The sequence below is a fragment of the Marinitoga sp. 1197 genome (assembly GCF_001021165.1).
Taxonomy (GTDB): domain Bacteria; phylum Thermotogota; class Thermotogae; order Petrotogales; family Petrotogaceae; genus Marinitoga.
Map to the genome: position 1 here is coordinate 1 of NZ_AZAY01000045.1, position 13,351 is coordinate 13,351.

General features: G+C 31.2%; 12 protein-coding genes. 3 read left to right on the plus strand and 9 right to left on the minus strand.

Going from position 1 to position 13,351, the window contains the following annotated elements; all coding sequences use genetic code 11:
• Window positions 1-256 precede the first annotated feature (256 nt).
• Both rnr and dnaB read right to left on the minus strand, forming a co-directional pair.
• Entirely contained in the window at window positions 257-2,455 is a 2,199-nt protein-coding gene (rnr, locus tag X275_RS09315; protein WP_047268555.1) for a ribonuclease R, read from the minus strand.
• Window positions 2,456-2,651: 196 nt separating this feature from the next.
• Window positions 2,652-4,046 (minus strand): replicative DNA helicase, encoded by a 1,395-nt coding sequence (gene dnaB, locus X275_RS09320; protein WP_047268556.1) that lies wholly within the window; start codon window positions 4,044-4,046, stop codon window positions 2,652-2,654.
• 81 nt (window positions 4,047-4,127) lie between these two features.
• On the opposite strand from dnaB, the gene X275_RS09325 reads away from it, so the two are divergent.
• Window positions 4,128-4,319 carry a hypothetical protein gene (locus tag X275_RS09325; protein ID WP_047268557.1) on the plus strand — a complete coding sequence of 64 codons (192 nt, stop codon included), beginning with the start codon at window positions 4,128-4,130 and terminating at the stop codon, window positions 4,317-4,319.
• A gap of 88 nt (window positions 4,320-4,407) precedes the next feature.
• Window positions 4,408-4,881 (plus strand): QueT transporter family protein, encoded by a 474-nt coding sequence (locus X275_RS09330; protein WP_052913827.1) that lies wholly within the window; start codon window positions 4,408-4,410, stop codon window positions 4,879-4,881.
• Between the two features lie 43 nt (window positions 4,882-4,924).
• On the opposite strand, the gene X275_RS09335 is transcribed toward X275_RS09330, so the two are convergent.
• From X275_RS09335 to X275_RS09365, 7 genes are all read right to left on the minus strand, one after another.
• The gene (locus X275_RS09335) at window positions 4,925-5,653 is read right to left on the minus strand and encodes an ABC transporter ATP-binding protein (RefSeq protein WP_047268559.1); all 729 of its coding nucleotides are present in this window, start codon (window positions 5,651-5,653) and stop codon (window positions 4,925-4,927) included.
• The gene (locus X275_RS09340; protein WP_047268560.1) at window positions 5,637-6,479 is read right to left on the minus strand and encodes an ABC transporter ATP-binding protein; all 843 of its coding nucleotides are present in this window, start codon (window positions 6,477-6,479) and stop codon (window positions 5,637-5,639) included. The genes X275_RS09335 and X275_RS09340 overlap by 17 nt, the downstream gene beginning before the upstream one ends.
• Window positions 6,476-7,564: a branched-chain amino acid ABC transporter permease gene (locus X275_RS09345; RefSeq protein WP_047268561.1), complete on the minus strand. Its 1,089-nt coding sequence runs from the start codon at window positions 7,562-7,564 to the stop codon at window positions 6,476-6,478. The genes X275_RS09340 and X275_RS09345 overlap by 4 nt, the downstream gene beginning before the upstream one ends.
• Before the next feature lie 4 nt (window positions 7,565-7,568).
• Entirely contained in the window at window positions 7,569-8,477 is a 909-nt protein-coding gene (locus X275_RS09350) for a branched-chain amino acid ABC transporter permease (protein ID WP_084825178.1), read from the minus strand.
• 63 nt (window positions 8,478-8,540) lie between these two features.
• Entirely contained in the window at window positions 8,541-9,647 is a 1,107-nt protein-coding gene (locus X275_RS09355; RefSeq protein WP_047268562.1) for an ABC transporter substrate-binding protein, read from the minus strand.
• Between the two features lie 211 nt (window positions 9,648-9,858).
• Complete coding sequence (locus X275_RS09360; RefSeq protein WP_047268563.1) at window positions 9,859-10,866, minus strand: 6-phosphofructokinase; 1,008 nt, start codon at window positions 10,864-10,866, stop codon at window positions 9,859-9,861.
• A gap of 12 nt (window positions 10,867-10,878) precedes the next feature.
• Window positions 10,879-12,858: a sodium-translocating pyrophosphatase gene (locus tag X275_RS09365; protein WP_047268564.1), complete on the minus strand. Its 1,980-nt coding sequence runs from the start codon at window positions 12,856-12,858 to the stop codon at window positions 10,879-10,881.
• A 123-nt stretch (window positions 12,859-12,981) separates the two neighbouring features.
• Between X275_RS09365 and X275_RS09370 the strand changes: the two genes are divergently transcribed.
• On the plus strand, window positions 12,982-13,320 hold the full coding sequence (locus X275_RS09370) for an STAS domain-containing protein (RefSeq protein WP_047268565.1): 339 nt from the start codon (window positions 12,982-12,984) through the stop codon (window positions 13,318-13,320).
• Window positions 13,321-13,351: the final 31 nt, after the last annotated feature.

Here is a 13,351-nt window from a genome sequence, read left to right on the forward strand (position 1 = left end):
AAATACCTCTCTGCTTGATTTAGCAAAGAGGTTTGTCTTCAATCTGAAATAAAAAAATCCTGCTTTGCAGGATTTTTTTATTATATTTTTGTATTTTGTGATTAAAAATGACTATGTTACAAAATTTTGAATTTAAAAAGTCAAGTGTTACTTTTTTGTGTTTTTATGGTATAATAAATAATGAAAATAAAAAATACCTAAGGGGGGTATAGGGGCCGCCGCATTGGTAATCCATGCCGTGCGGCTCTTTTTTATTTTATTTTCTTTTTTTCTTTCTTTTTATTTTAACTTTTGCATTAGGAAATGTTTGTTTCAATTTCTTTTCGATATTGTCTTCATCTTTTTCAACGATTTCAAAATCTATTTCAGCTGTTAATTTATTTGCGTTTATAACTTTAGCATTTAATTTATCTCCAAGCCTATATATCTTTTTAGTTTTTTCTCCAATCAAAACATTTTGTTTTTCATTATATACATAATAATCATCCATTGAAGAAACATGTATAAGTCCCTGTATAAATTTTTCTGGTATTTCAACAAACATACCAAATTTCATTATATTTGTTATATAAACCTCAAATGTTTTACCTAAATGATTTGTTATATATTCAACTTTTTTCATATCATTCAAATCCCATTCGGCTTCATTAGCAACTCTTTCTCTTTTAGAACTATGGGAAGCTATTTCTGGAAGTAATTTAGAATATTTTTCAATTTCTTTACTTTTTAGAGTACCTTTATTTTTTAAATATTTTTTTAATAGCCTATGTACAATTAAATCCGGATATCTTCTTATTGGGGATGTAAAGTGTGTATAATTTTGTGATGCTAATCCAAAATGTCCAACATTTAAATCAGAATATACTGCTCTTTTTAAAGATCTTACAAGCAATTTTTGAATGCTTTTTCTTAGTGGATGATCCTTTAAATGTTCCAACATATCCTGCAATAATTTAGGATGTATGTTTTTAGGAAATTTATATCTCAATCCCACTATTTCTAAGTAATTTTTAAGTTGTAATAACATATCAGGGTCAGGTTCTTCGTGAATCCTATAAATAAAAGGTAATCCCTGAGAATCGAATATGGAAGCAATTGTTTCATTAGCTTTTATCATAAATTCTTCTATTATAACTTCTGATATACCTCTTTCAACAGGAATAATATCTTCGACATTACCTTTTTCATCAAAAATAAATTTAACCTCTCCACCTTCTATGTCTAAAATAGCACCTCTTCTTCTTCTGTTTTCTCTTATAATTTCCATTAATTCTTTCATTAATTCCAAGTTTGGTCTTAACCATCCAATTTCTTTTTCGAGTTCAGAGTCAGCATCATTATTTAATATTTTATTCACCTTATTATATGTTAATCTTTTTTTACTATTAATAATGCCATTATATACATCAAAATTAACAACTTCTCCATCCTTATCTATCTCCATTAACAAAGACATAGTTAATCTATCTTCACCTTCAACCAGAGAACAGATCCAATCAGATAGTTCATGAGGTAGCATAGGTATAACTGTATCTATTAAATAAATACTTGTACCTCTTTTAAATGCCTCTTTGTCTAAATTAGACCCTTCTTTTACATAATTTGAAACATCAGCAATGTGAACACCTAATAGATAATTTCCGTTGTCTAATTTTTTCACCTGAACAGCATCATCGAAATCTTTTGCATTATCACCGTCAATAGTTACGATTAATTCGTCCCTGAAATCTTTTCTTCCTTTTAAATCTTTTTTCTGAATTGTCTTAGGTATAGATAAAGCTTCTTTCATAACATTTTCAGGAAATACACCAGGTTCTGGTAGATCGTGTTTTATTATTACAATAGGTAGATCAACCTTTGGGTCATTAACATTTCCTATAATTTTAGTTATCTTTACTTCAGGGTTTTTTCTTGTATATTTTATTATTTTAGCTTCAACTATTTGTCCCGGTTTGGCTTTATTGAAATTTTCAGGTGAAACATAAAAATCTGTATTTATTTTTTGATCAATTGGCAAGACAAAGCCAAATAACTTTTTTTGTTCAAAGATACCAACAATTTTTGTAATATTCCTTTTTAATACTCTTAAAACTTTTCCTTTTGGCAAATCACGCCATGACCCTACTATTTCTATTAATACCAGATCTTTATGCATAGCATTTTTTGTATTTTCTAAAGTAATGGCAATCTCTTCTCCTTTTTTTGTAGTTACAAATGCCATACTTCCACGTCGGGTAAATTCTATAATACCGATTTTCATATTATTTCCAACAATGCAAAACCTATTTTTTGAATTTTTATAGACTTCTCCTTCTTCCTGCAAATCTTTCAATATATTTCGTATTTCTTTTTTTTCATTTTTATTTTTAGCTTTTAATTTATCATATAATTCTTTTTGTAAGAGTGGTTTGTTTTTTATTAGTTTTAAAATTTTGTTTTTTAAATTTTCTTTCATGCTTTCTCCTCCGTATTATCAATAGCACACCTGCGGTGTTACACGCTTACAACGGTTTTTTGGATTAAAAATTGTATTTTTCAAAAATAAAAAATTCTTAAATAGTACGCCGTAATTATTTAACTTGCGGTGGGCTATTGGTTTAAAATTCTTGTTTTCTATCTGAATGAATTTAACTTTTTAGACATAGTAATAATTAGTAAGAATCACTATGAATGCTATCTTTTTCGTAAAATAAGGTTACTTTTGGATCAAACATTAATTTAATAGTACCAACTGGTCCGTTTCTTTGTTTGCCTATAATTAATTCCGATTCATGGGGATGATTTAGTATTAGATTTTCGTTATTTTTATCTTTTTTGTCACTTTCTTTTTTTCGTTTGTAGTAAGCATCTCTATATAAAAACATAACCATATCAGCATCCTGTTCTATAGCGCCAGATTCTCTTAAATCACTTAATCGCGGTCTTTTATCTTCTCTTTGTTCAACAGCACGAGATAATTGTGATAGAGCAACAATAACAACATTTAATTCTCTCGCTAATAGTTTTAATGAACGTGATATTTCTGAAATTTCCTGTTGTCTGCTTTCAGAACCTCTATTTTTAGATGACATTAACTGCAAGTAGTCAATAAAAATAGCTTCAATTCCATATTCTCTTTTCATTCTACGAGCTTTTGCACGTAATGTTCTAGGATCCAATCCAGGTTCATCGTCAACAACAATTTTTGATTGTGAAAGTTTATGTGCAGCATTTACCAATTTGTCCCAATCATCATTGTTTAACATGCCAGTTCTAACCTTTTGCAAATCTACTTCTGCTTCTGCGCATAAAATTCTTTGAACTAATTGTTCTTTTGACATTTCCAGATTGAACATTGCTATGGGTATTTTATACTTTATAGCAAGGTTACTGGCAACATTCAAAGCAAATGCTGTTTTACCCATGGAAGGTCTTGCAGCAATAATTATTAAATCAGATCTATGAAAACCAGATGTTAATCTATCCAGAGAAATAAAACCAGTAGGTAGTCCAGTAACAAGAGCATTTGGTTCAATAGATGCCCTTTTTTTTAATTCATCTAATTTCTCAAAAACATCATGAACAATATTAGGAACTGAATCATATGTTCTTGTTGCACGAGATTCGGCTATTTCAAATATTTTTTTTTCTGCAAAATCTAAAATTTCCTCAGCTTCACCAATAGTTCTTGTAGCTTCAACAATTTCAGAACTAACACTTACAAGACTTCTAAGAAGTGATTTATCTTTTACAATTTTAGCATAATACAATACATTCGCAGGAGTGGGAACCACTTCTGCTAAATATATAAGTTTATCTTCCCCACCAGCTTTTTCAAGAAGATTAGCATTTCGTAAATTCTCCATAACTGAAATAGCATCAACAGGAAGTCCTCTATCAAATAAATCTTCTATTATTTTAAAAATAATTTGATATTGTTGATTATAAAAATCATTAGATCTAATTTCTTCCAATACATCAGGTAAAACTTGAGGATCTAAAAATATACTTCCCAATAGAGCTTCTTCTGCTTCTGTATTATGTGGTGGAGTTAATTCTTTATTCAATGTTAATACCTCCTTTTACTATGCATGATATAATTATAATACTTTAATGTAAAAATTCAAAGGATGTGTGGAGGTAAAAAAATGTGGGCAAATATTTTTTTCTTTTTAGGAGTAATCTTTACGCTAAATGGAATATATTTGTTTAATTCTTCTGTAAAAGAAACAAGAAAGGGATACATGAAAAACGAAGATAAAATAAGAAAAAACGATAAACATGCATTAATCTCTCTTGGTATTGGAATTATTTTTTTTATTATCACTTCACTATTTTAACATATTTTTATTTCTCTAATAATAAAATTTAGATATAATTCATCCGGCGGTCGCGGCACCCGCCTTAACAAAACAAGGAGGTGTTATAATGAAAACTAAAAACATGGTATTGGCAGGTGTTGTAGCAGCATTATATGTAGCATTAACGGTTTTATTACAACCCATTAGCTATGGACCGATGCAGGTTAGGGTTTCAGAAGCGTTAACGGTTTTGCCATTTTTGAATCCAGTATTTATTCCAGCATTATATATCGGCGCTATGCTGGCTAATGTGTTTGGAGGATTTGGGGCTATTGATATCTTTTTAGGTAGTGCGTTAACATTATTTGCAGCATATTTAACTTATAAAATGCCAAATAAATATTTAGCTCCTTTACCTCCAGTTATAGTTAATGCTTTTGGAGTTTCGGCATATGTTGCTCCTCTTGCCAATGTTCCGTATTGGCCAACAGTATTTTGGATTGGTATTGGCGAATTTATTGCCTGCTATCTTTTGGGATTGCCGCTTCTAATATTATTAGAAAAAAGAAATATATTAATAAAAAATGACAGTAGCTCCTAATTTTAGGAGCTACTGCTTTACACGAACGGAGTATGACGGCGTATTATGCCATTCCTAAGTAAGCTTTTTGTACATTTTCATCTTTTAATAATAAATCAGAATCATTTTCGAGAATTATTTTACCCGTTTCCAATACATATCCATAATGAGATATTTTTAATGCCTGTGCAGCATTTTGTTCAACAAGTAAAATAGTGCCGCCATTTTCATTTATTATCTTGATAATGTCAAAAACTTCTGATACTAATACAGGTGCAAGCCCTAAAGATGGTTCATCCATCATAATAACATCTGGTCTGCTCATTAATGCTCTGCTAATAGCAAGCATTTGTTGTTCCCCGCCAGATAATGTTCCACCAAGTTGTTTTAATCGTTCTTTCAGTCTTGGAAAAAGGTTATAAACCCAATGTAAATCCCTTTCAATTTCCTCTTTATCAGTCCTATTGAAAGCACCCATCATTAAATTTTCATATACTGTAAGATTTGGAAAAATACGTCTTCCTTCTGGAACTAAAGCAATACCCATTCTATTAATCTCATGAGGAGACTTTCCTGCTATATTATTATTTTTATATAATATTTCACCTTCTTTTGGTTTAACCATTCCAGCAATAGAAGAAAGAGTGGAAGTTTTGCCTGCTCCATTTGCTCCGATTAATGTTATAATTTTACCTCTTGGAACTTTAATATTTATCCCTTTTACAGCGTGAATAGCACCATAATAAATATTAAGATTTTTTATTTCAAGAACAATTTCATTCTGCTTTTGCATTCTTCCACTCCTCTCCAAGATAAGCCTCGATAACTTTTGGATTGTTTTGTATATCTTTTGGCTCTCCTTCAGCTATAATAGCACCATAATCCAGAACCAAAATTCTTTCACATATTCCCATTACAACTTTCATATCATGTTCTATCAATAATATTGAAAGGTTGAAATCATCTCTGATTTGACGTATAAAATGCATTAATTCTTCAGATTCCTGAGGATTCATCCCTGCAGCAGGTTCGTCTAATAACAATACTTTTGGATGTGTTGCTAAAGCCCTTGCGATTTCTAATTTTCTTTGTAATCCGTATGGTAAAGAAGAAGCTTTTTCTTCTGCTAAGTCTAATAATCCAACTTTTTCTAAAAGCAATAATCCTTCTTTAATCATATCTTTTTCTTTATGTATATATCCAACTTTAGTTAAAGCCTTAATAAACCATAAAAAAGAACTTCCTTTCATTTTTTTTCCGTGTTTTTTGAGAATTTTATCCACATCAGTATTTGATAACATATGATGTTGAGCAACTATGACATTTTCTAAAACAGTCATGTCTTGAAAAAGTCTGATGTTTTGAAACGTTCGTGCAATTCCAAGATGAGTAATTTCATGAGGTTTAAATGGTGTGATATCTATTCCATCAAATATTACTTTTCCTTTTGTTGGTATATATATGCCAGTAATAACATTAAATGCAGTTGTTTTCCCAGCTCCGTTAGGGCCTATTAAACCAAGCAATTCACCTTCATATAATTGATTATGAAAGTCATTAACAGCAATAAGTCCCCCAAATTGCATGGTAATATGGTTCATTTCAAGAATTTTTTTCATTCAACATCACCTTCTTTTTTCATATATAACTCAACTATGGAAGTTTTTTTAACCTTTATTCCAAATAATTTTAAAAATTTTTCCCATGAAAATTCTGCTCTTCCCATAATACCTTTTTGCCAAAAAATCATAATAAATATAAATATAGCAGATATGACTAACATTCTCATTCCAGGAATACCTGGAACATGAACGCCAAATATATCAAAAGGTTCTTCTAAAGAACGTAAATATTCAAACATTAATGCAAATACACCAGCTCCTATGATAGATCCTGTTATACTTCCTAATCCTCCAAGCACTACCATAATTAAAATATAAAATGTTAACAGCGGTCCAAATGTTGTAATTCTTGGATCGATAGTTGTTAACCAATGTGCATATAATGCACCAGAAATTCCAGCAAAAAATGCTCCGAAAACAAAAGACATAAGTTCGTGTTTGAATACATTTATTCCCATTGATTCAGCTGCAATGGAATCTTCTCTGATAGCTATTAATGCTCTTCCATAAGAACTTTTAATTAAGCTTATTATAGCTATTAAAGTAATTAATAACCAACCCCATGACCAATAAAGATTAGTGTAATTTGGAAGTCCTTTTAATCCTAAAGGACCATTTGTTACGCTTATTAAATTATTGGCTAAAACTCTTGCAATTTCTGCAAATCCTAAACTTGCAATTGCTAAATAGTCACCTGATAATTTTAATGTTGGCCATCCAATTAAAAATGCAAATATAGCAGCTATAAGGCCACCGGCCAACGTAGCTATAAGGAAATTAGAATGTAAATTTAATAACCATGGTTGAATAGGTACTATTATATATGAAATTTCCTTTTGAAATGGTTCAAGAGTAAGTAATGCGGAAGTATATGCACCTAATAACACGAAACCAGCATGACCTAAAGAAAAAATGCCTGTAATACCGTTTATCAAATTTAAACTTACAGCCATAATTGCATATATAGGTATAAGAGTAAAAATTCTTAAAGTATAATCACTAAAATTTCCTTGAGCATAATATAGGAAAAGTGTAAATAAAGCAATAAATATAATGGTTAAAGTATAATTTAATTTCTTCATACTATCACACCTTTACTACGGACTTTTTACCCAATAGTCCATCTGGTTTTATTAATAAAATAACAATGAGTATTATAAAAGCAAAAGCATCTCTGTATCCAGCAGCAGATGGCATTAAAGCGACGAGGAATATTTCTAACACTCCCAATAAAAACCCTCCGACAACTGCGCCTGGAATAGAACCTATTCCCCCCAATACGGCAGCTATGAAAGCTTTTAGTCCTGGCATGAATCCCATATACGGCTGAACATTAGGATATCTCATAGCCCACATAATTCCTCCAGCTGCTGCCATGGCTGAACCGAGTGCGAAGGTAAATCCTATAACCATATCTACATTAATTCCCATTAAAGAAGTTGTAGGAATATCTGAAGAGATAGCCCTCATAGCCATACCAATCTTTGTTCTATATACTATCCAGAATAAAAGCAAGAATAATAAAGCAGTTATAAAAAATACTATAAAAGTTAATATGGGAATTCTTGCACCACCAATATTCCATGTTTTGTCCAAAATCCATCTGTTTTTTTCATTAAAAACAGCTGTAAATGATTTTGGAACAGCCCCGAAAACAACAACAGCAAAACTTTCTAAAAAGAAACTCATACCAATAGCTGTTATTAAAGCAGAAATTCTTGGGGCATTTCTTAAAGGTTTATATGCAATTCTATCAATTAAAAATCCTAAAATTGAAGCGCCAATGACCCCTATTATAACAGCAAGCCATAATGGAGCTCCAGCAATTGAAGCATAAAGAGCAAAATAAACGCCCATCATCATAATATCTCCATGAGCGAAATTTATCAATCGTAATATACCATAAACCATGGTATATCCAACCGCTAAAAGAGCATATAATCCACCAAACATTATTCCATTAAATAAGTTTTGAAGAAAAATAGAACCACTCAATGCCGACACCTCCGTTTTTTTAAAAAATCCCCGGGAATTCCGGGGATTTATTTTATTTATATATTATTCAGCTGCAGGATTTACAGTTGTAACATATGTAAATTCTCCATTTTTAACCATATCAATAACAACAGATTTTTCTGCATCCCCGTTCTTGTTTATTGTTATCATACCAGTAGCACCTTCAAAATTCTTAACTTGTCTGATAGCTTCTGCTATAGCCTTTGGGTCAGGTTTTCCAGCCATTTCAATAGCTTTTCTTAATACTAAATATGCATCAAATCCTAATGCGTGCATTGCGCCAGGTTCAGAACCAAATTTTTCCCTGAATTTTTCAACAAAAACCTTTGTCATTTCGGTTGCAGCACCTTTTGGATGGAAATGAGTTGTGTAATATAATCCTTCTACTGCATCTCCTCCGATTTTTATTAATTCAGGAGCTTCTGCACCGTCACCGGCTAAAATAGGACCTTTAAAACCTAACATTCTTGCTTGTCTTGCAAATAATGAAATTTCTGGATAATAACCTGTGATGTATAAAACATCAGGATTTTTGTTAATGGCATCTGTCAATTGAGCACTGAACTCTTGATCACCAGTTTTGAAAAATTCGATAAAGTAATTTCCGCCTAATTCTTGGAATTTCTTTTTAAAGAAATTTGCTAATCCTACACTATAATCTTGTTCAACATCAATAAATACAGCGGCTTTTTTTGCGTTTAAATTTTTAAATGCAAAAATTGCAGCGGCAGCACCCTGATAAGGATCAATAAAACATACACGTGAAACATATTTTTTTCTGTTAGTAACCAATGGGTTTGTTGAGGAAGAAGTTAACATAGGAATCTTCTTTCTTTCTGCAACAGCACCACCAGCCAAAGAATGAGCGCTTGCAACTTCACCAATAATAGCAACAACCTTTTCTTTATCGATAACCCTACTTACAGCATTTGCGGCTTCTGTTTTTTCTGATCTATTATCTACTAATACAAGATCAATTTTTTCGCCTAAAACTTCTGGATACATTTCATGAGCTAATTCCACACCCTGCCAGCTCATTTCACCAAAAGCTGCAATTCCTCCAGTCATTGGTAATACTACACCAATCTTGATATTCGCATACAATACCATAGAAAGGACTAAAACCACTGCCACTAAAATTTTTTTCATAGAATCCCTCCCTATTCAAATGTATTAAACGTAAAAACTTGTTTATATTTTACTATATTTTAATATACTTGTCAAGTATGAAAAAAATTTCATTTCTTATATTAACATAAGAAATTAATTATTAACTTTACGAACCATTATATATATATATATATATATGAAGAATAAAGAATTTGATGCATAAAAATAAAAAAAGCCCGTACGGGCTTTTTTAGAAAAATATTTTTGCCATTTCATAAATTCTGGAGTCAATTTCTTTATTGTTTAATAAATCTTGTGAAAAAGGTACACTCGATATTTCGAAACCTTTTAGAGATAGTGCAATATTGACTTTTCCTTTTTTTATGTATTCAATAGCCTTTGTTGAAAACATTGTTGCGATCAATCTATCAAAAGATACAGGTGTTCCTCCCCTTTGCATATAGCCCAGATTAACATTTCTGCATTCAACTCCTTCAATAGTGTTTTTAATATATCTTGAAACTATTTCAGAAGGGGAACTTTCAGGTAATTTTTCTTTAATAATTTTTAATCTTTCAGATAATGAACATTTTTCTTGTACTACAACAATGGAGAATTTTTTACCTTCTTCGTATCTTTTTCTTATATTTTCAATTAATTTATCAGGATTAAATTTAATTTCGGGAATTAATATATAATCAGCTCCGCCGGTTAAACCTCCTAATGTAGCCAGCCAACCAGCTTCATCGCCACCAACTTCGACAACAATAACTCTATGACCGGCGCTAGCTGTAGAATGAAGAGAGTCAAGAGTTTTTGTTACTGTTTCTAAAGCTGTAAAAAAACCTATACTGAAATCGGTCCATGGTAAATCATTATCTATTGTTGCAGGAATTATAATTGAAGGCATACCTTCATCCGATAATTTTATGGCTATTTCTGTACCAGTATGTCCACTCATTATTACAAAGGCAGTAATCTGATATTTTTCAAAATTTTCTTTTAATTTCAACAGATCGTTAGAATTTTTTGTAGGATCAAATTTAGAAGAGCCTAAAATAGTTCCACCACGTTCCAATATTCCTGATACATGTTCTTTTGTCATTACAAATACTCTATCTTCTAAAAAACCTTTAAAACCATCATATACTCCTAAGACTTCAATGTCTTCCATAGCGGATTTTCTAACTAAAGCTCTAATAGCACTATTCAAACCAGGACAATCTCCACCAACATTTAAAACGGCAATTCTTTTCATATTAATCCTCCTTTACCCGAAGATTTTTATTAATATTGGAATAACAACAATTGATATTATAGACATAAGTTTTATTAATATGTTTATTGCTGGTCCGGCAGTGTCTTTAAAAGGATCACCAACAGTATCTCCTATGACAGCAGCTTTATGAGCAAATGTACCTTTTCCTCCAAAGTTGCCTTCTTCTATATATTTTTTTGCATTGTCCCATGCACCACCAGAATTTGCCATAAATATTGCAAGCATTACACCTGAAACTGTCGTTCCCACAAGCATGCCTGCAACAGCTTCTTTACCTAGGATAAAAAACATTAAAATAGGCATAAAAACAGCAAGTAATGAAGGTAAAACCATTTTTCTCAAAGCACCTTTAGTAGCAATTGAAACACAGGCAGAATAATCAGGATCAGCTTTTCCTTCCATTAGACCGACAATTTCTTTAAATTGTCGTCTTACTTCCTGAACCATTATTTCAGCGGCATCTCCAACTGCTTTCATAGCCATTGAAGAAAATAAAAATGGTAGCATACCACCAATTAAAGCTCCTATGAATACTTGTGATTTTGATAAATCGATGATGCTTAAATTAGTAACTTTTGTATATGAGGCAAATAAAGCCAGTGCAGTTAAAGCAGCAGAACCTATAGCAAAACCTTTTCCTATAGCTGCAGTAGTATTACCGACAACATCTAATTGATCTGTTCTATCTCTAACATATGAATCAAGCTCGGCCATTTGAGCAATACCACCAGCATTATCCGCAATAGGTCCATAGGCATCAATTGCCAGAGTAATGCCGAGAGTAGCCAGCATTCCAACACCAGCTAAGGCTATTCCGAATAATCCAAGTAAATTATATGAAATTATAGTTGCAAAAGATATTAATATAACAGGAATAGCAGTAGATTCCATTCCAATAGCCATACCACTTATCAATAAAGGTGCGGCACCACTAACCGCGCTTTTAGCAAGTTGTTTAACAGGTTTTTTTGCAGTATAATATTCAGTAATGTTACCAATAATCATTCCAACAATCATTCCTAAAAAAATAACAAAAAATGGATTTATAGTTTTAAGATAAATTAATGATAAAAATAATACTCCTATAAGCGTTAATCCATTTGCAATATATGTGCCGAAATGCAACGCTTTTGAAGGATTGACATTTTCTTTATTTTTCAAACTTAAATTAAAAATTATTATACCGATAATAGCTGATAATATGCCAATAGACGCGATTAAAAAAGGGAAAACAGATCCTTTTTCATTAAATAAGATAACACCAAGTGCAGAAGCTGAAAATATGGATCCAACAAATGATTCATATAAATCTGCGCCCATACCTGCAACGTCTCCAACATTATCTCCAACATTATCAGCAATTACAGCAGGATTTCTCGGATCATCTTCTGGAATTCCAGCTTCAGTTTTTCCAACTAAATCTGCACCGACATCAGCAGCTTTGGTAAAAATTCCTCCACCAACTCTTGCAAATAATGCAACTAGTGATGCCCCCATAGCATATCCACTCATAGCAATTGTATCGCCATCTGTCAAATAATAGATTAAACCCAGACCAAATAATCCGAGCGAAGCTACAGTCATTCCCATTACTGCTCCACCATTAAAAGCTATTTTTAAACCTTTACTCAAGGATTCAATAGCACCTTGAGCGGTTCTAGTATTGGTTTTTGTTGCAATACTCATGCCAAAAAAACCTGCAGCAACGGATAATGTTGATCCTAAAAAGAACGATAAAGCCATTATCCAATTATTTGTAAATCCAAGCAATAGGAAAATAAGTAATACAATAATATAAAGAATTTTATATTCTGAAGTTAAGAATGCCTTTGCCCCAGTTTGAATAGCTCCTGATATTTTTTGCATTTTTTCATTTCCTGGAGAGTTTTCCAATACTTTAAAAGTTAGAAAGACAGTAAAAATAATTCCAATCAGGCCAAAGATAATACCACTTAAGTTTATAACGTTCATTAAAATCCTCCCTTCTTTGCGAATCTAAACAATTCGCTATTTTTTATATGGTTATTATATCATAAATTTCTAATATTAAAGCAAAAACTTTTAAAAGACGATTATATATCAGGAGGGATAGATATGAATGAATATTTTATATTGGAAAAAAAGAAGAATTTTTTTAAAGTAAGATTTTTAAATAATATTACAGTTGAAAATAGCCAGAAAATAAAAGAAGCATTAAATAAAACGCTAATGCTTAAAGATGCTAAAATAATTGTAGATTTTTCAAATGTTTATTTTATAGATAGTAACGGTCTTGGGATAATAATTTCTTTAATCCAAAAGGCAAGGACATATAACAATAAATTGATTTTTATAAATATTAATGCTTTAATAAAAGATATTTTAGATATTACTAAAGTTAATAGATTGATGAATATTCTCGATACGTATGAAGAGGCAAAGATTATGTTATAAATAAAAAAAACAGGCGCATTGTGCCTGTTTT

Excerpts from the sequence above, each read along its gene's own strand:
- rnr (WP_047268555.1), bottom strand. The coding sequence starts at position 2,455 with ATGAAAGAAAATTTAAAAAACAAAATTTTAAAACTAATAAAAAACAAA.
- X275_RS09325 (WP_047268557.1), top strand. The coding sequence starts at position 4,128 with ATGTGGGCAAATATTTTTTTCTTTTTAGGAGTAATCTTTACGCTAAAT.
- X275_RS09330 (WP_052913827.1), top strand. The coding sequence starts at position 4,408 with ATGAAAACTAAAAACATGGTATTGGCAGGTGTTGTAGCAGCATTATAT.
- X275_RS09335 (WP_047268559.1), bottom strand. The coding sequence starts at position 5,653 with ATGCAAAAGCAGAATGAAATTGTTCTTGAAATAAAAAATCTTAATATT.
- X275_RS09340 (WP_047268560.1), bottom strand. The coding sequence starts at position 6,479 with ATGAAAAAAATTCTTGAAATGAACCATATTACCATGCAATTTGGGGGA.
- X275_RS09345 (WP_047268561.1), bottom strand. The coding sequence starts at position 7,564 with ATGAAGAAATTAAATTATACTTTAACCATTATATTTATTGCTTTATTT.
- X275_RS09355 (WP_047268562.1), bottom strand. The coding sequence starts at position 9,647 with ATGAAAAAAATTTTAGTGGCAGTGGTTTTAGTCCTTTCTATGGTATTG.
- X275_RS09360 (WP_047268563.1), bottom strand. The coding sequence starts at position 10,866 with ATGAAAAGAATTGCCGTTTTAAATGTTGGTGGAGATTGTCCTGGTTTG.
- X275_RS09365 (WP_047268564.1), bottom strand. The coding sequence starts at position 12,858 with ATGAACGTTATAAACTTAAGTGGTATTATCTTTGGCCTGATTGGAATT.
- X275_RS09370 (WP_047268565.1), top strand. The coding sequence starts at position 12,982 with ATGAATGAATATTTTATATTGGAAAAAAAGAAGAATTTTTTTAAAGTA.